Source organism: Streptomyces sp. WAC06614, assembly GCF_003949795.1.
In the GTDB taxonomy this organism is placed as follows: Bacteria; Actinomycetota; Actinomycetes; order Streptomycetales; family Streptomycetaceae; genus Streptomyces.
In genome coordinates this window covers 1-21,815 of the sequence record NZ_RPRY01000108.1, presented here as the reverse complement: position 1 = coordinate 21,815, position 21,815 = coordinate 1, and the positions used below count along the sequence as shown (strand labels likewise).

Below are 21,815 nucleotides of genomic sequence, written 5' to 3'. Positions count from 1 at the left end.
GTCCCCCACATCACCCCCCTGCCGGATTCCCTCACTCCACCCGGCGGCGTTCCCCGCCTCTCAGCAGCCGCTCCGCGAGGGCCGCCAGCTCCGCGGCGTGCAGCACCCGCTTCCCGTGGCCCGGCAGCGGCACGTGCAGCCGGTCGGTCCACCGTCCCGGCACGGCCCGTACGCCGTACACGGCCCCGGCCAGGGCTCCGGTGACACAGGCGACCGTGTCGGTGTCCCCGCCCAGGTCCACGGCGGCGGCCACCGCCGCCTCGAACCCGCCCGTGCTGCGCAGCGCCCACACGGCCGAGCCGAGGCACGGCCAGACGGCTCCGTTGAACTCCGTGGCCCGCTCCGGGTGCCAGTCGGGGTCGAGGACGGTGGCGTAGCGCTCGCGGTGGGGCGGGGGCAGCAGGGCGAGGGTGTCGGCGACGGCCGCCAGCGGATCGGCTCCGGTGAGCGCCACCCGGACGAGCTCGTGCAGCACGGCCGTTCCGTGCCAGGCGGCGGCGTCCCCGTGGGTGAGCGCGGCGATCCGCCGGGCCGCGTCCATCGTCCCCTCCGTGCCGGCGTCGGCGAAGTACACGGCGGAGGTCGACGCGCGCATCAGCGAACCGTTGCCCGCGGCGCGCTGGTTCACCTGGAAGTGCAGGGCCGCGGCGCGGTCCCACGGATCCCCGCCGGTGAGGACGGCCTCCGTCTGCAGGCCGATGTCCTTCGGCTCGCCCGCCGCCCAGCGGCGGAACCGGCCGAACAGGTCGGGCAGGTCCAGGCCGCCGCGCTCCAGCAGCGACTCGGCGACGAGGACCGCCATCTGCGTGTCGTCGGTGGCCTCGCCGGCCTCCCAGCCGCCGCCCGCGCGCATCGCGCCGTCGGTGCGGGCGAAGGCGCCGGGCGGGCCGAACTCGAAGGGTGCGCCCAGGGCGTCCCCTACCGCCGCCCCGACGACGGCGCCCTGCGCCCGGTCCAGCCGCGCCATCCGGTCGCGGCGCACGGTACGTTCCACGATCGGTGATGCTATCCGCGGCTCGCGGAGGGTCGGAAAATCGGTTCATCACCCTTCATGACATTCTGTGACGTAGCAGCGCGCCGGACGGTACCGGCGGGGGTCCGGGGTCGCGGGGGTTGACGGGTATGTCGATGAGGCTCTGCTTTCTGGTGGAGGAGCAGTACCGCCATGACGGCATGCCGGTCGAGGTGATCCGGCAGTTGATGGCCTGGGGGCACCGGGTCGACGTGCTGCGGCCCGGGGGGTCGTTGGTGCGGATGACCGAGGTGGTGAGGGCCGGGGAGCACGATGCGTGGATCCTCAAGACGGTGTCCGGCGGGCCCGGCCTGACGTTGCTGGAGGCCGCGGCGCACGCCGGGCTGACCACCGTCAACGACGCCCGGTCGATCCGCGGGGTGCGGGACAAGGCCCTGGCGGCGGCGATCGGCCGTAGCTGCGGGCTGCCCGTGCCGACGACGTACGCCGTGGCGCGGCCCGAACTGCTGGCGGGGATACCGGAGGCGGAGTACCCGCTGGTGGTCAAGCCGGCCGACGGCAGTTCGGGACGGGCCGTGCACCTGGTGTCCTCGCCGGACCGGTTGCCGGAGATGCTGCCGGTGCTGGCCGGGGAGGGGCTGCTCATCGCGCAACCGTACGTGGCCAACGCGGGCATCGACCTCAAGGTGTACTGCGTGGGCGGGGACATGTACGCCACCGAACGCCGTTCGCCGCTGCACCCGGACAAGACGGTGCCGGAGCGGAACGTACCGCTGTCGGCGGAGATCGGGGCCATCGCGGCCCGTCCGGGCCCAGCAGCACGTCGAGGCCGTACAGGTCGAGGCCGTAGACCTCGCCGACCCGGGCCGCGCTGGCCGTGGTGCCCGGGGCGCGGGCCGGGGCGCACGACGGGGACCCCGTGGTGGGAGTGCCCGGCGGGCGGAACGCCGGCCGTGGGGGTGAGCGCGCATGAGGGTCGGGCTCATCACCTCGCGGGCGGACCATCCGGTGCTCGCCGCCACCGCCGCCCTGCTCGGCAGCCGGGCGCACGTCGTCCAGGCGCTGGACCCGGACCGGCTGACGCACGTACCGGCGCCGCGCGCCGACGTGTACCTGCTCAAGTCCGGTGCCCCGCGCGCCGTCGCCCTCGCCCGGGACGCCGAGCGGCACGGCGCCCCCGTACTGAACTCGGCCTCGGCCACCGCCCGGTGCCAGGACCGCACCGCCATGGCGGACACCGCCCTGGCGGCCGGGCTGCCCTTCGCCCCGACCCGCACCTTCGCCGCGCTGCGCGACCTCGCCTCCGCCGCGCCGCCGGGCGGCCCCCTGGTGGTCAAGAGCCGGCACAACCGCAAGCAGGACGTCGTCGCGCGGGTGGACGACGCCGCCGCCCTGCACGCGCTGGCGCGGGCGCACCCGCACGAGCCCGTCGTGGTGCAGGACTTCGCCCCCAACAACGGCTGGGACCACAAGCTGTGGGCCGTCGGTGACCGGCTCTTCGCGGCGCTGCGCCGTTCCGAACTCGCCCCCGGCGACGGGCCGTCCACCCGGCCGCTGGCCGTGGGCGACCTGCCGCCCGGCTGGCCGGACCTGGTGCACCGGGTCGGTGAGGTCTTCGGCCTCGACGTGTACGGGGTCGACGTCATCGACACGGGCGGCGGGGCCCCGCTGATCGTCGACGTCAACGCCTTCCCCGGCATCCGGGAGCAGCCCGGTGCCCCCGAGGCCCTGGCGGAGCTGGCCCTGCGGCGTGCCGGGTAGCCGCGGCTCGCCGTGCGGGGACAGCGGGGCGTGCCTACGCTGGTGGGCAGAGTGTGGTCCCGAAGTGGTGTCCCGTGAGACAGGGGGCTCGCCGTGATGCGTTCACGCACGCCTTCTCGCCGACGTCTGCGCAGCACCTGCGTGGCGTTGACCGCCGCCGGGCTGCTGGCCGTACCGCCGCTGACGGGGCTCGCCTCCGCCCGGCCGGCGCCGACCGTGACACCGCCCCCGACACCGACGCCCACGCCGACGCAGTCGGCCCGGCCGGGCGCGGACGCGTTCGCCCGGCTCACCCCGGCGGTGGCGCGGCAGCTGGACGAGGCGATCCTCGGGGTGATGAAGAAGGCCGACGTGCCCGGCGTGATCGTCTCGGTGTCGGCACCGCGCAAGGGCTCCTACGTACGCGCCTTCGGCGTCGCCGACAAGGCCACGGGACAGCGCATGAGCACCGCCATGAACGTGCGCATCGGCAGCGAGACCAAGACCTTCACCGTGACCGCCCTGCTGGAACTGGTCGACCAGGGCAAGCTGCGCCTCGACGACCCGATCGAGAAGTACGTCCCCGGGGTGCCGAACGGCGACAAGATCACCCTGCGCGACCTCGCCGGGATGCGCAGCGGGCTGTTCAACTACTCCCAGGACGAGGGGTTCGACCACGTCCTGGAGACCGACCCGAACCACCGGTTCACGCCGGAGGAGCTGCTGGACTACTCCTTCAAGCACCCGGTCATGTTCGAGCCGGGTACCAAGTTCTTCTACAGCAACACCAATCTGATCCTGCTCGGCCTGGTCGTGGAGAAGGTGGGCGGGCTGCCGCTGGACCAGTACATCCAGCGCCACGTCCTGGCTCCGGCGGGACTGCGGCACACGCTGTTCCCGACCGGCTCGGAGTTCCCGCGGCCGCACCCGCAGGGCTACACCGACGAATCCGCCGACGGCAAGGTCACGGTCAGCACCGACTGGGACCCCTCCTGGGCCTGGGCGGCCGGCGCCATGATCTCCGACCTCCCGGACCTGCGGTCCTGGGCCCGGACCGTGGCCACCGGCACCCTGCTCACCCCGGCGACCCAGGCCCAGCGGCTGAAGACCGAGCCGAGCGGCATCGCGGGAACCGGCTACGGACTGGGCATCTTCGACGTCCAGGGCTGGATCGGCCACAACGGGTCCCTGCCCGGCTACGAGACCCTGACGATCTACCTGCCGGGCCCGCAGGCCACCGTGGTCGTCATGCTGAACACCGACATCCTCTACGACAAGGTGATCGAGCCCAGCACCCTGTTCGGCGAGGCCATCACCAAGATCGTCTCACCGCAGCACGTCTTCAACCTCCCGGTCCCGGTCTCCGCCACCCGCTGACGGCGCCTGCGAGCGGACCGCCACCAGCAGACCGAGGTACGCGAGGTCGAGGACCGAGCACAGGATGCCCAGGCCCAGGATGAACGACGAGTGCTCCAGGACGCCGAACAGGAGCGTGGGCGCGAGGGTGCCCAGCCATTTGGCGACCGCGATCGTCAGGCTCTGCCCCCGCGGCCCCCGACGGGACAGCAGCATCGCCACGAACAGGCCCGACATCAGCAGGTTCTGCAGGAACGCGGCGTAGCGGACCGCGTCGTGCCCGCCGAACTCGGCCAGGAACAGCAGCTGGACCGCGTACGCCGTGCCGAACACGGCCACGGTGCCCCCGGCGAACCGGGCCTTGGTGACGAAGGCCGGGAACTCCGCGCGTCCGAAGCGCAGGAAGGTGTAGACGATCACCACGTCCGCCAGCGCCCAGACGAGGTTGACCACGCCCTGGACCGACACGCCCTCGCTCAGGCTCCGTACCGAGTAGATGCTCTCCCAGGCGAAGTTGAGGGCGAGGGCGACGACCGGCATGGCGTACGTCCGCTGGGCCAGGCCGACCCTGATGGACTCGATGTAGACGATCGTCCAGGCCAGGCCACTGACGAGGGTGAGGAAGGGGTCCATGCGTCCTGCGCTTCCCTGGGTGAGGCGAGCTGAGGTGAGGAGCGGGGCGGGGCGCGAACGGCAGCCCTGCGCATGCGCTGCCGTTCGCGCGCCAGCGTGCCGCCCCGGCCGTCACCGCACAAGACCCGGGCCGTCGGGACCGGCCCCGGACGCCGTCAGGGCGGTGTGCAGCCGGGCCGCCTGGGTGAGGAGCCGACTGGTGCCGCCGCGGGCGGCCATGTCGGCCAGACCGGACGGAACAGGGCCGGTGGCCCCGGTGCGTTCCACGCAGTCGGCGGCTGTCGCCAGGAGCTCGCCCGCGCCGCGGCGGGCCGCCGCGGGGTCCGCCAGCAGCGGCGGGAGAGCCTCGGCGAGGACGGCCCAGGTGGTGGCGTAGGCGCCGGTGGCCGCTGCCGTGCGGGCGGCGTCGGCCAGCCGGTTCGGCTTCACCGTGCCCAGGCGCAGCAGTTCGGCCAGGTCGCGGCCGAGCAGGGCGGCGTCGAGTTCGTGCCGGGCGGCGAGGACGAGCAGGGCGTCGACCGCGGCCAGGCGGTCCTCGGTGTGCCGGGCGCCGAGGCCGGTGGCGACGGCCAGGTGCAGCACCGGGCCCGCCGGGCCGCCGAGTTCGGCCAGGCGCGGCAGTTCCTCGCCGGCGCCCCGCTCCTCGGAGGTGGCAGCCGCCGTCACGGCGGTCATCGCCCAGGCGGCCAGGGTCTCCCGGTCCTCCGGCAGCACCCCGCGCCGCAGCGCGGACTCGTCGGTCCAGTGGTAGCACCGCGACCCCTCCGTGTGCGGGCGCCCCAGCGGGTGGAAGACGGCCGGGAACTCCCGCTGGATCACCAGGCGTTCGCCGGTCTCCACGACGATCCGCCGCACCGCCTGTCGGGCCCGCTCCCACCACTGCACGGCCCGGCTGTTCGGCTCGCGCACCTCGCGGACGGTCCGGGCCGGTTCGCCGTCGGTACGGAGCCAGTCGGCGAGCCGGCGGCCCTCGCGGGTGCCGAGCGCGGCGGCGGCCGGGGCGGCGGCCTGATCGCGGCGGACCCGCAGCAGTGCCTGGGCGAAGTCGGTGGGTGCCGGCCGGATGCCGGCCTCCTGGTACGCGGTCAGCCGGGCGATCAGCTCGTCGGGCTCCAGGCTTCCGGTGTCCCAGGTGGGGGTGGCGAGGAGGAACGGCAGCGGGTCGCTCGCGATCCGCTCCGCGGCCTCGCGCAGCCGGTCGAGGACGACCGCGCCCAGGGCCTCGTGGACGCAGTCCCGGGGGTGGCCGTGCCGGCGGTGCGGCCGGCCGGGGCGCAGGTCCTGTGCCCGGACCCGGCCGAGCACGGCGGCCGCGACCACGTCCAGTCCGAGCAGCTGATCCGGGGCCGCGTGCGCCACGCCGTACCACCAGCGGTCGGCCACCACCGGCTCCAGCGCCTGTGCGAGCTCCGCGCGCCGCCCGGCGGCATGGCGGACGAGGCCGTCGACGGCCCGTTCGTACTCGGTGAGGTCGGGTGTCCGGGCCTTCAGCACCGCAGCGACGAGCTCGACGGTCTCCGCGACCGACGGCGGGCCGCCGAGCCGGGTACGGACCGGGACCGGCGGGAGGAGCTCCTCGTAGGGCAGCGCGGCGTCGTCCGGGGAGCCGGCGGTGGCCGTGCCGAACACCTCGGCGGCCAGCGGCCGGTGGACCGGGCTCAACAGCGTGGCCCGGTCGGCCAGTTCCTCCCGGAGGGCCTCGTCCTCGGGCATCAGGTGCGCGGCGACCAGCTTCAGGGCCCGCTCCTGCAGGGCGGTGTCCTCGTGGCCGAACACCCCGGCGACGAGCGGCAGCAGCTCGTGCCGGGCCTGCGGGTCGCGCCGCAGCACCTTGCCCAGCAGGACGAGCTGGGCGCGCACGAACTTCTTCTCCGGCCGGAACAGCACCAGCCCGGACATCTCCGCCAGCTGCCCGACGGTCAGCGTGCCCGCGACGCCGAGCCGGGCGAGGACCTCCTGGGCGTGCCCGGCCACCGCGCCGGGGCCGTCGGCGGCCATGGCGATCCAGTCGGCGGCCCGCTCCTGCTCCTCCGCCGCCGTCAGCTCCAGCCGCCGGAGCAGGACGAGGTAGAACGCGAGCTGGTTGGGCCGGCCGCCGCGCAGGAGCCGGGCCGTGCAGCCGTCGACGAGCACCCGGCGTGCCACGGCGCCGGACTCGGCCAGGGCGGCCAGCGCGGAGGGCCAGTGGTGCGGGTCGTCGGGGTCGGAGCGCCAGGCGAGGACCGGGGCGGGCTCCGCGGTCTCGAACAGCCGCGGCACCAGGTCCCGGGCGTGCGGATCGGTGTGCAGGTTCTTGGCCGAGGTCTTCGAGCGGACCCAGCCGTGCACGAAGGCGTCGGTCGTCGGCACCGGTCCGCCGGAGATCCGCACGAGTTCCGAGATGAACGGGTAGTCGTCCTCGGCGGTGGCGGCGCGGGCGGCCAGCCGCCCGGCGACGTCCGCGAGCCAGTCGGGGTCGCGGTCCCGGAGCAGGTCGAGCAGCAGGTCGACGGGCAGGGGCTGCCAGCTGCGCAGGTCGCGCCCGGCGAGCCAGGTGGCGGCCGCCGCGGCGCCGGTGTGGCAGCCGGCGCCCGCGACGAGCAGCGCCGGGCGCATGATCTCCCGCTCTCTCCAGCGGTTCCGGTCCCAGCGGCGGGACTCGGCGCGCAGCGCCTTGAGCGCGGCCAGCAGGGTGCGGCGGGCCGCCGCGCCCAACGGCGCGATCAGGGCCGGGAGTTCCTCGGTGCGGCCCACGCGGACCGCGGCGAGTACGGGCTCCAGGTCGGGGCCCGCGTCCGTGGTGCCGGTCCCGGTCCCGGTCGGGGCGGTGGTCGGGTGCGTGACAGGGGTCGCGCTCATCGGGTGCCTCCAGCGGCGATCAGGTTCCGCTTCGCCATCCGGACGGCGAGTGCGTGCTTGCAGGGGCCGCGGCGGCCCCGGTAGTCGGCCCACCAGGTGCAGGTGCAGCTCAGGACGCCGCCGGCCGCTTCACGGACCTGGTAGCGGCGCCCGCCCGAGACGACGGTCGAGGTGCTTCCGGCCAGGTGGACGGCGCCCTCGGCGAGCAGGGTGCGGGCGGCGACCAGGCGGGGGTTGTGGCGCTCGGCGCGGTCGGCGTCGTAGGGCAGTTCGCGGTGGAAGTAGGCGGCGTCGGAGACGTCGTAGCCGACGCGGCCGGCCGTGCCGAGGCGGGTGAGGGCCGCGCGGACCCGGGCGACCGGGAGCCCGGACTGCTCGGCGAGGTCGGCGGGGTCGATCCGCGGCTCCCAGGCGAGCAGGACCGAGATCAGGTCGGCGTCGGCGGCGGCCTCGTCGGTGGCCAGGGCCTCCAGGACGCCGCCCTCGCCGGAGAAGCCGCGGGCCGGGTCCGGGGAGAGGGTCAGGGTGAGCCGCATACCGGGCAGGACCACCTCCCAGGCGGCGGCGGTGGCCGCGCCGTCCTGCACGTTCGGCCCGTGGACGCGCAGGGCGGTGGCGTGCCGCAGGACCCGCTGGAGGGCGACGAGCCGGTCGGGCCCGGGCAGGCAGATCGCCCCGGGGACGGGCCGTGTGGTGGGGCGCAGGGTGCGGCCGGCGGGGACGACCCACAGGGGGCCGCGGGCGCCGGCGGTGGCCGTCCGCGGCAGGGAGCGCAGGAACCGGACGGCCTCGGCCGCCGACAGCTCGGCCCGCAGGTCGAAGCCGGCGGAGACCACCTGGGCCTCGGCGAACCCGCGCAGCCAGCGGTCGGGCAGCGGCACCTTCTTCTCGACGACCGGGCCGTCGAATGTGCTGACGACCATCTCCTCGGGGCCCACCCGCAGGTGCAGCGGGTCGTCACCGGCGAGCCGGGAAAGGGCCTCGCGCAGCGGGTTGTTCACGTCGACGTTGGTGGTGCCGTGGCCGGTGTCGGCGCCGTCGAGGCCCTCCTGCAGCACGTCGAGCCGGGCGTAGACCCCGCAGCAGCCGGAGAACGACTCGAACCGCAGGCGGTCGCCGTTGCCCGTCACCACGGGGTCCAGGGAGGCCGGCCGGGTGCGCTGGTAGTAGCGGGCGGCGGCCACGTCGGCCACCGCCAGCAGCCCGCGCGCCGCGATCTGGGGCGAGGTCAGGAACCCGGCGAAGAACTGCGGATGGGCCTCCGCGCCCAGGGGCGTGGTGCCCCCGGCGGTCTCCAGACCGAGGTGCCGTCCCCCGGTGGAGTCGGTGAGGGCGGAGGGGCGTGCGTAGGCCAGAGCCTGTACGGATCGCGTCATGGGCAAGACGCTAGGACCCACCACTGACAACGCCGTTCGGCCGGGCTGCCCCGTCCGCGCCCGTCAGCGCCCGTCCGCGCCCGTCAGCCGCGGAAACGTCCGCCGGTACGCGCGGGGGGGCCACGCCCGGCCGGGCGGACGAACGCGGGCCGCAGGGAGACGGCCGAGCCGAACCCGCAGCGGACCGCGACCTGTTCCACCGGCAGGGTCGGTCTCCTCCGGCAACTGCTGTGCGGCCGGCACCCGTTGTTCCAGCAGCCGGCGCAGCGGCGCGGTGCCGGTGGCCTCGGCGAAGCGCCGGGCGGAGGTGCGTTCCGACAGGTGGGCGACGTCGGCCGTGCGGCGTACGGTCCAGGGGATGCCGAGCGCGGCGAGCCCCGCGGTGCGGGCCCGGCGGCCCGGCCCGCGTCGGAGCCGGGGGCGCCGGGGCCGCTCAGCGGCGGCGCTGCTTGGCGATCTCCCGGGCGATGATCGGCGGCAGCAGGTCCTTGGCCAGCTTGCGCAGCGCCGAGGGGGCCGGGCGCGCCGGAGCGGTGGGCGCGGCGGGTGCGGCGGGTGCGGCGCTCGCGGCCGGGGCCGGGGCGGCGTAGCGGGACTGCGGCAGGGCGGGGGCGACGGCGTGCTGGCCGCCGATGCGCACCAGCGGAGCCCCGGCCACCTCCTCGACCCCGTGCCACAGGTCCTCGCGGCCCGCCAGCCAGGACAGCAGGGCCTCGCGCAGCGGCGCCGGGTCGTCCCAGGTGGCGTAGAGCTTGTTGCCGGTCACGCAGAGCACGTGCAGGCCGGCGGTGGCGACCGCGCCCCAGATCGCGGCGGCGACGCCGGGGCAGTGCTCGGAGCGGTAGTCGTCGAAGACGATCACGGCCCCGGGGGCGGCGACGGTGCGGGAGGATTCGATGTCCCCGTGCACGTGCTCGTACAGGTGCGAGGCGTCGATGTGGACGAACCGGCAGGAGGCGGCCTTGACCTCGGTGGCCACGACCGACGTGGGCGCCTGTATGACCACGGGCAGCTCGTCGTGGAAGGCCAGGTAGTTGCCCTCGAAGGCGCGCCGGGTCAGGTTCGCGTAGGACGAGGCGGTCTCGGCGACGTTGGAGTCGTCCGGGGCCGGCGCGCCGAAGAGGTCGCAGACGGTGAACGTCTCGCCCGCGCGGAGGTACTGCCCGAGGAAGATCGCGCTCTTGCCCATGTAGGCGCCGAGCTCCAGCAGGTCGCCGTGCCGCTCGGGATCCTCGTTCTGGCGGCTGAGGATCCAGTCGAACAACAACTGGTCGACGGCCCAGAACCACCCCTCGACGTCCTCAAGGCGGGCGGGTGCGTTCTGAGCGGTGCTGGGTCCCTGCGACATCGAGCGCTGATCCTCCGGAAAAGGCGTGGAATCGCCGTTGATACCTGGCCACATCCCCCGTGGTGCTCGGAATCTACACGCGTGAAGCGCGCCCGGCTACCGCTCGGGCGAGGTCCTGGCCGAGAAGTGCCGACCGACCCCGCCCGAGCGGTCCGCCGATCGCCCAACACCCTTCCGGATCAGGAAAAATCGAGGTGAACGCGGGCACGGCACACCGGTAGCGTCCGGACCATGAACCAGCGACCGACGACGACCTTGTGGCGCCCCACCGGGCCCGTGGAACTCGACCTGGTCCGGCAGCTGAATTGGCGGGCCTGGCCCCCACGGCTCCCCGAGCAGCCGATCTTCTACCCCGTCCTCAACGAGGACTACGCGATCCGCATCGCCCGGGACTGGAACGTCAAGCACGACGGCTCCGGTTACGTGACCCGGTTCGAGGTCGACAGCGCGTTCCTGAGCCGCTACCCGGTGCAGCAGGCGGGCGGCCGGACGATTCTGGAGCTGTGGGTGCCGGCCGAGGAACTCGACCTGTTCAACGCGCACATCGTCGGCGAGATCGAGGTGGTCCACACCTTCCGCTGAGGACGCGCGAGGCCCGTTGTTTGCCTGGGCCATACCTTTTTATTACCTGATTACGTGGACCTTGGTACGTTCCCGGTACGGACCGGCGGTGCTCGAAGGCATCGCCGGTCCGTCCATTCCACCTGCCGCCCGGCGGCCGCGAGCCGCCTGCCACCCGCCGCCCGGACCCCGAGGAGCGCGATGCCCGCCCGCACCACCACCGCCCGGCTGGTCGGGGTGGACGCCGTACGGGGACTCGCCGTGCTCGGGATGTTCGCCGTCCACGTGGGCCCCGACCCGGCGCCCTCGGGCGCCGGCCACCTGGTCCTCGCGGCGGACGGACGGGCCCCGGCCGTCTTCACCCTCCTCGCCGGCTTCTCCCTGGCCCTCGCCCAGCGGCAGCCCGTCGGGGGGCTGCCGAAGCCGGGGCGGCCGCTGCGGCCGCTGCTCGTGCGCAGCGCGGTGCTCGGCGTCCTCGGGCTGGCCCTGGCCGCGCTCTGGCCGGGCATCCTCGTCATCCTGACCTTCTTCGCCCTGTACTTCCTGGCCGCCGAGCCGTTCACCCGGCTGTCCACGCCCGTGCTCACCGCCGTGGCCGCGGCGAGCACGGTGGCCGGGCCGCTGCTGTCGTTCCTGGTAGGACCGCTGCTCGGCTACGAGGTCTCCGGCCGCGGCGCGGTGCCCGAACCGGCCGACCTGACCAGCTGGTCGGGGCTGGGGCACGTCCTGGACGCGCTGCTGCTGTCGGGCGCGTACCCGCTGCTCACCTACCTCCCGTACGTCCTGGTCGGCCTGGCCCTCGGCCGGCTGTGCGACCTGCGGGAACGGGCCGTGGCACGGCGGATGGCCGCATGGGGCACGGCGGTCGCGGCCGCCGCGTACGGCGCCGCCTGGTTCGCCGTGGAGGTGGCGGGCGGCCGGGAACGGCTGCTGGCCACGATCGCCGAGCGGCACCCGGAGGCGCTGGCCGCCGACGATCCACTGCGGGCGGTGCTGGGGCGGCAGTTGGGGGCGGTGCCGAGCACCTCGTGGGACTGGCTGCTGGTCGCGGACCCGTACAGCCAGACCCCGCTGGAGACGCTCGGCAACGCCGGTGTCGGCTGCGCCCTGATCGGCCTGTGCGTGCTGCTGGCGCGCGGGGCCGGGGCACGGCTGCTGCGCCCGCTGGCCGCGCTCGGGGCGATGGCGCTCAGCGCGTACGTCGCCCACGCCCTGGTCCTGGCCGGTCCCGCGTACGGGGCGCACTCCACGAAGGCCCTGGCCGTGTTCGCGGGGGCGGCGCTGCTCGGGGCCTGGACCTGGCAGCGCGTCCTGGCCGGCCGCCCGCTGGGCCGCGGCCCGGTCGAACACCTCCTCCGCCTGGCCACGCACGGCAGACCCGGCCGCGCCGGCACCTGAGCCCGGCACCGGTCGCGCGGGCGCCGGGGCGGGCACCGGTCGCGCGGGCACCGGGGCGGGTGCCGGTCGCGCGGGCGCCGGGGGCGGGCACGCCGACCGCCGTCCAGGACGCCGGTTATTCGGTGGAAGCGGGCGTTTCGGATACCTAGGGTGACGGGGCAGCTCACCGCCGCCCGCAGCCGGGCCGGCCCTCCGCCCCGTTTCCTGGAGCCCGCACCATGCGCACGCACTATCCCCGCACCCCGCACCTGCCCTGGTCGCCGGGCGCGGCGGCGGACGACGTCCGCGCCGCGGACCTGTCGGGGCTGGCCGGCCGTGAGGTGGTGGTCACCGAGAAGCTGGACGGCGAGAACACCACGCTGTACCGCGACGGCCTGCACGCCCGGTCGCTGGACTCGGGCCACCATCCGTCGCGGGCCTGGGTGAAGGGACTCCAGGGGCGGATCGGCCCCCTGATCCCCGAGGGCCGGCGGGTGTGCGGCGAGAACCTGTACGCGCGGCACTCCCTGGCCTACACCGACCTGGAGAGCTGGTTCTACGGCTTCTCCGTGTGGGACGGCGAGCACTGCCTCGACTGGGACGCCACCACGGCCTTCCTCGACCGGCTCGGCATACCCGCCCCGCGGGTGCTGTGGCGGGGCACGTTCGACGAACGCGCCCTGCGCAAGCTGCCGTTGGACCCCGCCCGGCAGGAGGGCTACGTCGTCCGGACCGTGGCCGGCTTCGACCGGGCGGCCTTCGGCCGGCACGTGGCCAAGTGGGTACGCGGCGGGCACGTGCAGACCGACACCCACTGGATGTACGCGGCCGTCGTCGAGAACGGCCTGGGCGCCACCGCACCGCTGTGGGCGGTCCGTTCGGGGGCCGAACCGGATCCGGCCGGGCTGCTGGAGGCCGTCGGACTCCCGGCGCAGGACCTGACCCCGCGGGCCGCGGAGCGGGTCGCCGAGGCGGCGGGGCGGCTCGGGTCGCTCGGCCGGTCCGGGGACACCCGGCTCGCGGGCGTGCTCGCCGCCCTGCTGCACGACCGGCGGCGGGCCGCGCTCGCGGCCCGGCTGGCGGCCGGGCCGCTGGGCATGCCGGTCGCCCGCCGGGTCGCCGACCTGGTGGGGCTGAGCACCCGGCTGCACCGGCCGTACCCGGACGAGGACCGGCGGGCCGGGCTGGTCCGGATGGCGGCCGCGGCCGATCCCGGGGTGCTCCACGCGGTCGCGGCGGCGACGGCCCCGGACGCGGAGGCGGCCGAGCAGTGCGCCTGGTCCCTGCTGCACACCGAGGAGGCCGGGCTGCTCGGCCCGGACCCGCTCGCGCCGCTGCGGGACGGGCTGCGCGCGGCGCTGGCCGGGGCGGCGCCCGAGGTGGCCGACCGGTGCTGGGCCGAGGCCCGGGAGGCGTACGCGCGCGGCCGGATCGGGACCGTCGAGGAGGCCGTGGCGGCGACCTGGCGCCTGCGGGAGGGCGGCTTCCCGCAGCTGGTCCAGCTGGTCGGCCCGTCCGGAAGCGGCAAGAGCACCTTCGGCCGGGCCCTGCCGGCGGACGCCGTGGTCGCGTTGGACGACCTGCGCGCGGCCCGCGGGTCACGGGCCGACCAGCGCGCCAACGCGGACGTGCTGCGCGAGGGCCTGGACCGGCTGGACGCGGCGCTGGCCGCGGCGAGCGGTGGGCGGGGCGGCACGACCGGTGGACCGGGCGGCGGACCGGGCGGCACGGTGGTCTGGGACGCCACCTCGCTGACCGGCCCGCAGCGCTCCCTGGTCCGTTCGGTGGCGGCCCGCCGGGACGCCCTGGTCACCCAGGTCGTGGTCCTGGTCGAGGAGGACGAACTGGTCCGGCGCAACCGCTCCCGGGCCCACCCGGTACCGGCGGAGGTGCTCGCCGGACAGCTGCGCCGGTTCGTGCCGCCCTACGCCGGCCAGGAGGCGCACCGCACCTGGTACGTGGGGGCCGCGGGCACGGTCGAGGACACCGCGGGCGGTCCGGTGGGCCGGCGCGGCGCCCGTACGGGACAGGAGGCGTGATGCGCACCAGCGAGCAGCTCTACCACCAGGTCCGGTGGGACCCGCGGTTCGACCCGGCCCGGTTCGTCCTGGGTGTGCACCAGCGCGGCGCGGAGCCCGCGCGGGTGCCGCTGCCGTCGTTCGTGCCGGGCGGGGACGTCCCCTGGCACCGGGTGCTGTTCGTCGAGGCGGACGGGGAACGGGTGTGGGACCGGGCGGCCGGCGTGGACCGGATCGACACGAGCCGGGCGGGCCGGGTCCGGCGCCCCCGGCTGCTGCGGGCACCGTTCTTCACCGCCCGCTCCCCGCACGCCTGGGACCCGGTACGGGGCGCATGGACGGCCGCGCCCGAGGAAGGGGCCGGGGCGGCGCCGGCCGGCACGCCCACGGGCACGAGCGGCGCGCGCGGGACGGGCGTGCGGCTGCTGACCTGGAACACGCTGTGGGACCGCTACGACGGCCCGCTCATCGCGACCGCCCGGCGCCGGCCGCTGCTGCTCGCCGAACTCGCTGCTGCCGACGTGGATGTGATCGCCCTTCAGGAGGTCGAGCCGGCGCTGCTCGCGCTGCTGCTGGCCGAGCCGTGGGTACGGCAGCGGTACACCGTGACCTCGGACGCCCGCGGCCGGGACGTGGCCGAGAGCGGGCTGCTGGTGCTGAGCCGGCTGCCCGTGCGGGAGGCGGGCGCCCATGGGCTGGGCCCCCACAAGGCGGTCACCGCGGTGACGGTGGACACGGCCGACGGGCCGCTGGTCGTCGCGGCCACCCACCTCTCCAGCGATCACTCGCCGGACGGCGCGTCCCGGCGCGAGGCCGAACTCGCCCGGATCGCCGAAGGGTTGGCGGGGGTCGAGGGGAACCTCGTGCTGCTCGGCGACTTCAACGACGGCCGCGGCGGCGCGGCCGGCCCGGCCGCCGCCCTGGGCCTGCTGGACGCCTGGTCGCTCGTGCACGGCCCGTCCGACACGACCGCCACCTTCGACCCGGGGGCCAATCCGCTGGCCGCGGTGTCCTCGCTGACCGGCCGGGCCGCCCGGCTCGACCGGATCCTGCTGCGGGCCGGCACGGACGGCGCGGGCGGGGTGCACGTGGCCGGCGCGGCCCTGCGCGGGAACCGGGCGGCGACGCCGGACGGCCTGTTCGTCTCGGACCACTTCGGGGTGGAGGCGGAGGTCCGCTTCGCGCCGACGGGCACGGACGCGCCCCGGCCCGGCGACGGGGGCACGGCGCAGGACGCGGCCGACGGCCCGGTCGGGCCGGCCCTGCCGGTGACGGCGCGTACGGCGGTGGCCTGGCTGCCGCCGGAGGGGCTGTGGCCGGCGCTCCAGGACGTCCGGCGCGACCTCGACCCGCAGTACGACCGCTGGCCGCCGCACGTGAACCTGCTCTTCGGCTTCGTCCCCGAGGCCTCGTTCGAGCAGGCCGTGCCGCTGCTGGCGCGGGCCGCGGCCGAGGTGGCGCCGTTCCCGGTGCGGCTGGCCGGCGTGGACGGCTTTGGGCACCGTACGGACGCCACCGTGTGGCTGGACCCGGCGGCCGACGGCGGGGAGCCGTGGGCACGGCTGCGGCAGGCGCTGGTACGGCGGTTCCCGCAGTGCGCGGAGCGGGCGGGGGGACGGCCGGGGTACACCCCGCACCTCACGCTCGGCCGGACGGCCGACCCGCACCGCGCGGTCATGGCGTGCACGGCCCGGCTGGCCGGCGCCGAGCTGTCGGCCCGGGTCGGGGAGCTGGCGCTGCTGTCCCGGCGCGGGGACGAGCCGATGCAGGTCAGGGCGACGGTGGCGCTGGGCACGGGCGAGGTGCGGTGGCTGCCGCAGGAGCCGGAGCCGGGCCCGGCTGCCGGTGGGGCCGAGCCCCTGGGGGCCGGGACGACGCCGGAGGAGGTCGTCCGACGGCTGACGGCGGCCCTGCCCGGGGCCGTGCTGGAGGTGGTGGGCTCCCGCCGCACGGGCTGCGCCCTGCCCGGCGCCGACCTGGACCTGGTGGCCGCGCTGCCGGGCCGGCCCGAACCGGCCTGGTCGGCGGGCCGGGTGGCCGCCGCTCTGCCGGAAGCGGTCGGGCTCCGCGAGGTCGTCGGGGCCCGGGTGCCGGGGCTGCGGTGCGCCGTGGCCGGCCTGACGGTGGACCTGGCACTGGTGGCCACGGGCGAGCTGCCCCCGGCCGAGGCCGTGGCCCGGCGCGCCGACCTGGGCGCGGCCGCGGCGGTCGCGCTGAGCGCGGTCACGGACGCGGAGGCCCTGCGCACCGCCGTCGCCGCACACCACCCGGCCTTCGCCACCCTCACCCGCCGGGTGAAGGCCTGGGCGAGGGCCCGCGGCCTGGACTCGGCCCCGCACGGCGGCCTACCGGGCCTGGCCTGGTCGATCCTGACGGCCCGCACGGTGACGGACGCCGACGCGTCCCTCACGCCGGACGCGTTGCTGCGGCACTTCTTCGCGACCTGGGCGGCCTGGGACTGGCGCCGGCCCGTCGCCCTCGCGGCGGGCGGCGAGGAGCCGGGCGGTGGGAGTGGGGCCGGGGCGGCGGCGGTGACGGTCCTGACCCCGTCCGCTCCGGTCCGCAGCTGCACCACCCAGGTCGGACCCGGCTTCCGCGACCTGCTGGTGGCGGAGTTGTACCGGGCCTGGGAGCTGCTGGAGGACCCGCCGGCCGGGCAGCAGGCGGACCTGGTGGCGGCCCCGCCGCTCCACCTCCGGCACGCGGCGTGGGCGGTGATCACCGTACGGGCCCGGGACGAGCGGCGGCTGACGGCCACCGCGGGCCGCGTGCGGGGCCGGGTGCGCGCCCTGCTGGCCCTCCTGGAGGAGGCGGGTTTCCCGGACGTCCACGCCTGGCCGCGGCCGCTGCCCACCACCGGGCTCACGGCCGCGCCCACGACCGGGCTCGTGCAGCGGTGGGCCGTGGGACTGGGCCCGGTGCCGCCGACCCCCACCGCCCTGGCGGCCGTGGCCGCCCGCTGGTCCGCCGACCTCCCGGACGTGGAGGTCACCTGGTGCGAGGGCGGCGGGGTGCCGACCCTGCGGTGACCACCTCCGGGCCGGTCACGGCCCGGAGGTGGTCACCGCCCGGCGCCGGTCACGGCCTGATGATGATCTTGCCGGCGGCGGCGCCCGAGCGGCTGAGCTCGAAGGCCTCGGGGAGCTCGTGCAGCGGGAAGGTGCGCAGGACCGGGACGGTGAGCCGGCCCGTGTCGGCCAGCCGGGCCAGTTCGGCCAGGTCGGGGCCGCTCGGCCGGACCCACATCCACTGGCCGCCCGAGCCCAGCACGGCATGGTCGGCGATCGAGGCGTGGCGGCCGCCCGGTCGGAGCACGGCCAGGGTGACGTCGAGCACGCCGCCGACGAAGTCGGCGACCACGGTGACCCCGTCGGGGGCCAGGGCACGGATCCGGTCGGTGAGCCCGTCGCCGTACGCGACGGGCTCACAGCCCAGTTCCCGCAGCCGCTCGTGGTTGTGCGGCGAGGCGGTGCCGATGACCCGGGCGCCCAGCGAGCGGGCGATCTGCACGCCGAGCGAACCGACGCCGCCCGCCGCGCCGTGCACGAGGACGGTGTCCTGCGCGCCGGTGCCCAGCCGGGTCAGCAGCTGGTAGGCCGTCAGACCGGCCAGGGGCAGACCGGCGGCCTGTTCCCAGTCCAGGGAGGCCGGCTTGTGCGCGGCGGCGCGCACCGGGACGCTGACGTACTCGGCGAACGTGCCGCCGTGCACGTAGTCCTTGCGGGCGTACGCCATCACCTCGTCGCCCTCGGCGAACTCGGGGACGTCGATACCGAGCCGCACCACCGTGCCGGCGACGTCCCAGCCGGGGACGACCGGGTGGACCACGTCCATCAGCGCGTCGAGGCCGCCCGCCATGATCTTCCAGTCGACGGGGTTCACGGCCGCGCAGACGACCTTCACCAGGACCTCGCCGGGCGCGACCTTGGGGACGGGCAGCCGGGTCTCCTTCAGCACCTCCGACCCGCCGTAGGTCTCGTACGCCATCGCCCGCATCGTGTCCTCGTCCCGCGTGTCCTGGTCCCCGGACATTCGACCGACCGCCCTCCGTGCCCGCCCGCCCGTGGCGGGACCGCTGCTGTCCGGTCCATACGACCACGGCGGCGCGCGGGCGCGGAGGGTCCCGCGCCCGCGCGTCCGCCGATCAGGTCAGCGGCCGGCCGGTCACTCGTACTCCGTGCCGCCCTTGCGCGTCAGGTACGCCGGGCTGACCGCCTTGGCGATGGCGCGGCCGCCGAGGACCGGGCTGTGGCGCTCGGTCGCGGGGCGGACGACGACGCCCTCGCGCAGGTGCAGCTCCCGGCCCGAGACGGTCTCGCGGCCGGAGGCCAGCTCCAGCACCCGGTCCAGGTCGTACGGGCCCTCGTAGAGGCGCGGCACCAGCGGCAGCAGGCCGTCGAGCAGCTCGGCGGGGTCCAGCCAGCGCACCTGCCCGTCGATCTCGGCCGACACGTCGAACACGGCGAGCCCGGGTCCGGTGCCGGTGCGCGCGTCGTCGCCGTAGGACAGGTCCTGTACGCCCGCGCCGTAGACCTCGCCGAAGATGCCGACCCGGGTGGCCCCGAGGCGGGCCGCCAGCCCGGCCGCGACCTTCTCCACGTCATGGGCGCGGACGGCGCGCCAGTAGAGGTTGCGCTCCTCCTCCTTCAGGGCCAGGCCCTTGGACCCGAAGCCCTTGGAGGAGACCAGCAGCCGCTGGTCCGCGGCGAGGTAGGTCACCAGGCAGGCCGTGCCGTGCAGCTTCTCGGTGAGGACGACCGGCTCGCCGGGCTCGAAGATGCCCGGGTAGCGCTGGAGGTTCTCGATGTCGACCCACGGCAGCAGATCGGGCGCGGACTCCACCTCCCCGCTCATGCTCGTGGGGACGGGCGGCGCCCATTTGGTGACGCCCAGCCGCTCGGCGAAGTCGACGCCCTCGGCGGCGGCCCGGGCCAGGTCCACGTCGGCGAGGGCGGCGGGCCGGCAGACCAGGCCTTGCGAGAGCTCCCCGCGCAGCCGTACGGCCTTCACCCGGTCGGCGTTGCCGCCGGCGAGCCGGCCGGTCAGCCCGAGCTCCGCTATCAGGTCGGCGGGCAGGACGGACTGTTCGGGGATGTAGACGGCGAAGTCGCCGGTGCGGTAGGCGCCCTTGGCGACGACGGCGCGGTACAGGCCCACCTGGGCCAGTTCCAGTGCGTCGGCGTTCGGGTGCTCGTGGACGGTCAGTTGCTCGGCGGTGACCCTCAGCGTGGACATGGTGTTCCGCCTCCTTCGGCAGATCGACGGACCGGTGGTGCGGTTGCGCCGGTTCGGTGGTGCGACAGTGCGGTGGCGCGGCTGTGCGCCGGACGCCACTCTCCGGTCCGTCATTTCCGCTGGTCCACGGGTTTTCCGCGGGCTACCCTGGGCGGCCCTGGGCGCGCTGGCGACGCCGTTCGGGCGCACGGCGGTTGAGGAACACCCGGCTGAGCCAGTACGTGAGGATCAGGGCCCAGAACAGCAGCCCCGCGAACCCCGCCATGACCCTGGTGTCCGCCGCGGACAGGGCCACGGTGAGGAAGGAGTGCACCGCCGAGAGGGCGACGACCGCGGCCATCGCCAGCACGGGCGGGCAGCTGCGGGCCACCAGCAGCATCGCGCGGCGCACTCGGGGGGTCATCCGGCTGCGCTGCCACAGGATCCAGCCGGTCCACATCAGCACCAGCAGCAGTCCGCCCACCAGCGGGCCGACGGACCCGCCGACGCCGCCCGCGTACCCCGGCCCTGCCCCGCGGGTGCAGATCAGGGCGATGGCCATGCCGGCGAACGCGCACCAGCGCGCCGAGGCGGCCACGCCCCAGGCCATGCCCTCCAGGTTGAACCGGGCGTGGGTGTCCTCGACGTCCAGCGAGGCCGAGGTGACGAAGCCCTCCGCGGCCCGGGACCAGGCCCGCCGGTTGAACCAGGAGCGCCGCTGGTCGAGCATGGCGAGGTTGTTGTGGGCCTCGCTGCTCTGCGGATCGAGCCGCAGCGTCGTCGTGTACGCGGAGCGGGCCGTGCGGTGGTCGCCCAGGCGGTGGGCGACCAGGCCCAGCATGAAGTGCGCCGAGGCCTCCTGCGGGCCCAGTTCGACCGCGCGCAGGGCCGCGGTGTACCCGTCCATGCGCAGTGCCCGGTTGCCGCTGCGCTCCAGGACGAGGGCGTAGGTGTGGTGGCTCCACCAGAACAGCGGCCCGCACTCGACCGTGCGGTGCGCGGCGGCGACGGCCTCCTGGTGGCGGCCCATCCGGGAGAGCGTGTCGGCCCGCAGCATCCAGGCGAACGGGTCGTCGGGGGTGAGCCGCAGCGCCTCGTCGACGGTGGCCAGCCCGGCCGGGAGCTGCTCCAGGTGCCGCTGGCAGCGGGCGAGCACGATCAGGGCCGACGCGTCGTCGGGGTGCTGGGCGAGGTGCTGGGAGGCCAGGGCGGCCGCCTGCTGGTAGCGGCCGAGGTCGAGGTACGCCTCCGCGCGGTCGAGGGTGGCGCTCACGGGATCACAGCTTCCGCTTCTTCTTGAGGTAGACGAGCAGGTCGTCGTACATCCCGCCGTCGTTGGCGAACATGGCCACGTTGCGGGCGGCGGCGAACCAGGGCTCGCTGGACGGCCGCACCTGGCGTGCCGCGCCGAGCAGGTCGGCCATGCCGATCATGCGGACGTTGCCGGTGCGGGCGGAGTCGAGCAGGGCGGTCTCGGCGGCGGCCTCGCAGACGTGGGCGAGGTCGGCGCCGGAGAAGTCCTCGGTGGCCTTGACCAGTTTGCCGAGGTCGACGGCCTCGATCGGGCGGTCGCGCAGGTGGTAGCGCAGGATCGCCTCGCGGGCCGGGCCGTCGGGCGGCAGGACCAGCAGGGTGCGGTCCAGGCGTCCGGGGCGGCGCAGGGCGATGTCCACGTCCCAGGGGACGTTGGTGGCGGCGAGCACGAACACGCCCTCGTCCTTGCCGCTGTCGACGCCGTCCAGTTCGGTCAGGAGCTGGTTGACGACGTTGCGCATGCCGTTGTGGTGGGTGCGGCTGCGCTTGGCGCCGAGGGCGTCGAGCTCGTCGAGGAAGACCACGCAGGGCGCCTTGGCGCGGGCGATCCGGAAGATCTCGTGGATGTTCTTCTCGGAGGTCCCGATGTACATGTCGAGGACGTCGGAGAGGGTGACGGACATGAAGTTGGCGCCGAGTTCACCGGCGACGGCGCGGGCGATGAAGGTCTTGCCGCAGCCGGGGGGACCGTAGAGGAGCAGTCCGCCGCGCAGGCTCTTGCCGTACAGCTTGCGCAGCTCCGGGTTGCGCATGGGGGCGAGGAACGCCGCTTCGAGGCGGTCCTTGACCTCCTGCATGCCGCCGACGTCGGCCAGGCGGACCGTGCCGGGCGCGTCGACGTCCCAGGCGGGCGCCTCCTCGGCACCGTCCGTGCCGTCGTACGCCCCCGGGCCGTCCACGGGCAGCGGGGCCTCCAGCCCCGGCGCCGCCGCCCCGTTGTCGGGGGCGACGAAGCGGGGGCCGACGACGTCACCGAGGTCCTGCTCGGCGGCGGCCCAGTCGAACCCGGTGGGCCCACCGGCTCCGGCTCCCGCGGCGGCCGGGCCGGAGGCGGGGGTGGCCGGGCC

The 21,815-nt window shown here is 75.8% G+C and carries 15 protein-coding genes and 1 pseudogene; 7 read left to right on the top strand and 9 right to left on the bottom strand.

All coding sequences use genetic code 11. From position 1 onward, the window contains the following. Positions 1 to 31: 31 nt before the first annotated feature. Positions 32 to 967 (bottom strand): ADP-ribosylglycohydrolase family protein, encoded by a 936-nt coding sequence (locus tag EF918_RS16785; protein WP_125646441.1) that lies wholly within the window; start codon positions 965 to 967, stop codon positions 32 to 34. 161 nt (positions 968 to 1,128) lie between these two features. Between EF918_RS16785 and EF918_RS38190 the strand changes: the two are divergent. The 3 genes and pseudogenes from EF918_RS38190 to EF918_RS16770 all read left to right on the top strand — a co-directional run. Next, a pseudogene (locus EF918_RS38190) lies at positions 1,129 to 1,785 on the top strand (RimK family alpha-L-glutamate ligase); the annotation flags it as partial. 157 nt (positions 1,786 to 1,942) lie between these two features. Then, complete coding sequence (locus EF918_RS16775) at positions 1,943 to 2,734, top strand: RimK family alpha-L-glutamate ligase (protein WP_125646435.1); 792 nt, start codon at positions 1,943 to 1,945, stop codon at positions 2,732 to 2,734. A gap of 141 nt (positions 2,735 to 2,875) precedes the next feature. Next, entirely contained in the window at positions 2,876 to 4,090 is a 1,215-nt protein-coding gene (locus EF918_RS16770) for a serine hydrolase (protein WP_260610276.1), read from the top strand. Here the strand turns inward: EF918_RS16770 and EF918_RS16765 are convergent. The 4 genes from EF918_RS16765 to EF918_RS16750 all read right to left on the bottom strand — a co-directional run bounded on the left by EF918_RS16765 (position 4,040) and on the right by EF918_RS16750 (position 10,264). Beyond that, positions 4,040 to 4,702, bottom strand: coding sequence for a hypothetical protein (locus EF918_RS16765; RefSeq protein ID WP_125646431.1), 663 nt, complete (start codon positions 4,700 to 4,702; stop codon positions 4,040 to 4,042). The genes EF918_RS16770 and EF918_RS16765 overlap by 51 nt on opposite strands. A 111-nt stretch (positions 4,703 to 4,813) precedes the next feature. Further along, on the bottom strand, positions 4,814 to 7,540 hold the full coding sequence (locus EF918_RS16760; RefSeq protein WP_260610275.1) for a DUF6493 family protein: 2,727 nt from the start codon (positions 7,538 to 7,540) through the stop codon (positions 4,814 to 4,816). Continuing rightward, a complete protein-coding gene (locus EF918_RS16755) occupies positions 7,537 to 8,916 on the bottom strand; it encodes an SWIM zinc finger family protein (RefSeq protein WP_125646429.1) in 1,380 nt (459 codons plus the stop codon). The genes EF918_RS16760 and EF918_RS16755 overlap by 4 nt, the downstream gene beginning before the upstream one ends. 433 nt (positions 8,917 to 9,349) lie before the next feature. Beyond that, on the bottom strand, positions 9,350 to 10,264 hold the full coding sequence (locus EF918_RS16750) for a class I SAM-dependent methyltransferase (protein WP_185921771.1): 915 nt from the start codon (positions 10,262 to 10,264) through the stop codon (positions 9,350 to 9,352). 231 nt (positions 10,265 to 10,495) lie between these two features. Between EF918_RS16750 and EF918_RS16745 the strand changes: the two genes are divergently transcribed. From EF918_RS16745 to EF918_RS16730, 4 genes are all read left to right on the top strand, one after another. Further along, positions 10,496 to 10,846, top strand: coding sequence for a hypothetical protein (locus EF918_RS16745; RefSeq protein ID WP_125646426.1), 351 nt, complete (start codon positions 10,496 to 10,498; stop codon positions 10,844 to 10,846). Between the two features lie 180 nt (positions 10,847 to 11,026). Next, the gene (locus EF918_RS16740) at positions 11,027 to 12,223 is read left to right on the top strand and encodes a heparan-alpha-glucosaminide N-acetyltransferase domain-containing protein (protein WP_125646424.1); all 1,197 of its coding nucleotides are present in this window, start codon (positions 11,027 to 11,029) and stop codon (positions 12,221 to 12,223) included. Between the two features lie 218 nt (positions 12,224 to 12,441). After that, positions 12,442 to 14,241 (top strand): RNA ligase family protein, encoded by a 1,800-nt coding sequence (locus tag EF918_RS16735; protein ID WP_125646421.1) that lies wholly within the window; start codon positions 12,442 to 12,444, stop codon positions 14,239 to 14,241. Then, positions 14,241 to 17,249 (top strand): poly(A) polymerase, encoded by a 3,009-nt coding sequence (locus EF918_RS16730; RefSeq protein ID WP_125646419.1) that lies wholly within the window; start codon positions 14,241 to 14,243, stop codon positions 17,247 to 17,249. The genes EF918_RS16735 and EF918_RS16730 overlap by 1 nt, the downstream gene beginning before the upstream one ends. 49 nt (positions 17,250 to 17,298) lie before the next feature. Here EF918_RS16730 and EF918_RS16725 read toward each other — a convergent pair whose 3' ends face one another. The 4 genes from EF918_RS16725 to EF918_RS16710 form a co-directional block, all read right to left on the bottom strand. Next, entirely contained in the window at positions 17,299 to 18,216 is a 918-nt protein-coding gene (locus EF918_RS16725; protein WP_125646437.1) for an NADP-dependent oxidoreductase, read from the bottom strand. 168 nt (positions 18,217 to 18,384) lie between these two features. Next, positions 18,385 to 19,455 carry an RNA ligase (ATP) gene (locus EF918_RS16720; RefSeq protein WP_125646417.1) on the bottom strand — a complete coding sequence of 357 codons (1,071 nt, stop codon included), beginning with the start codon at positions 19,453 to 19,455 and terminating at the stop codon, positions 18,385 to 18,387. Between the two features lie 142 nt (positions 19,456 to 19,597). Beyond that, a complete protein-coding gene (locus EF918_RS16715; RefSeq protein WP_125646415.1) occupies positions 19,598 to 20,707 on the bottom strand; it encodes a tetratricopeptide repeat protein in 1,110 nt (369 codons plus the stop codon). A gap of 4 nt (positions 20,708 to 20,711) precedes the next feature. Then, positions 20,712 to 21,815, bottom strand: a 1,104-nt coding sequence (locus EF918_RS16710) for a 26S protease regulatory subunit (protein ID WP_148141240.1), incomplete at its 5' end; no start/stop codon positions are given.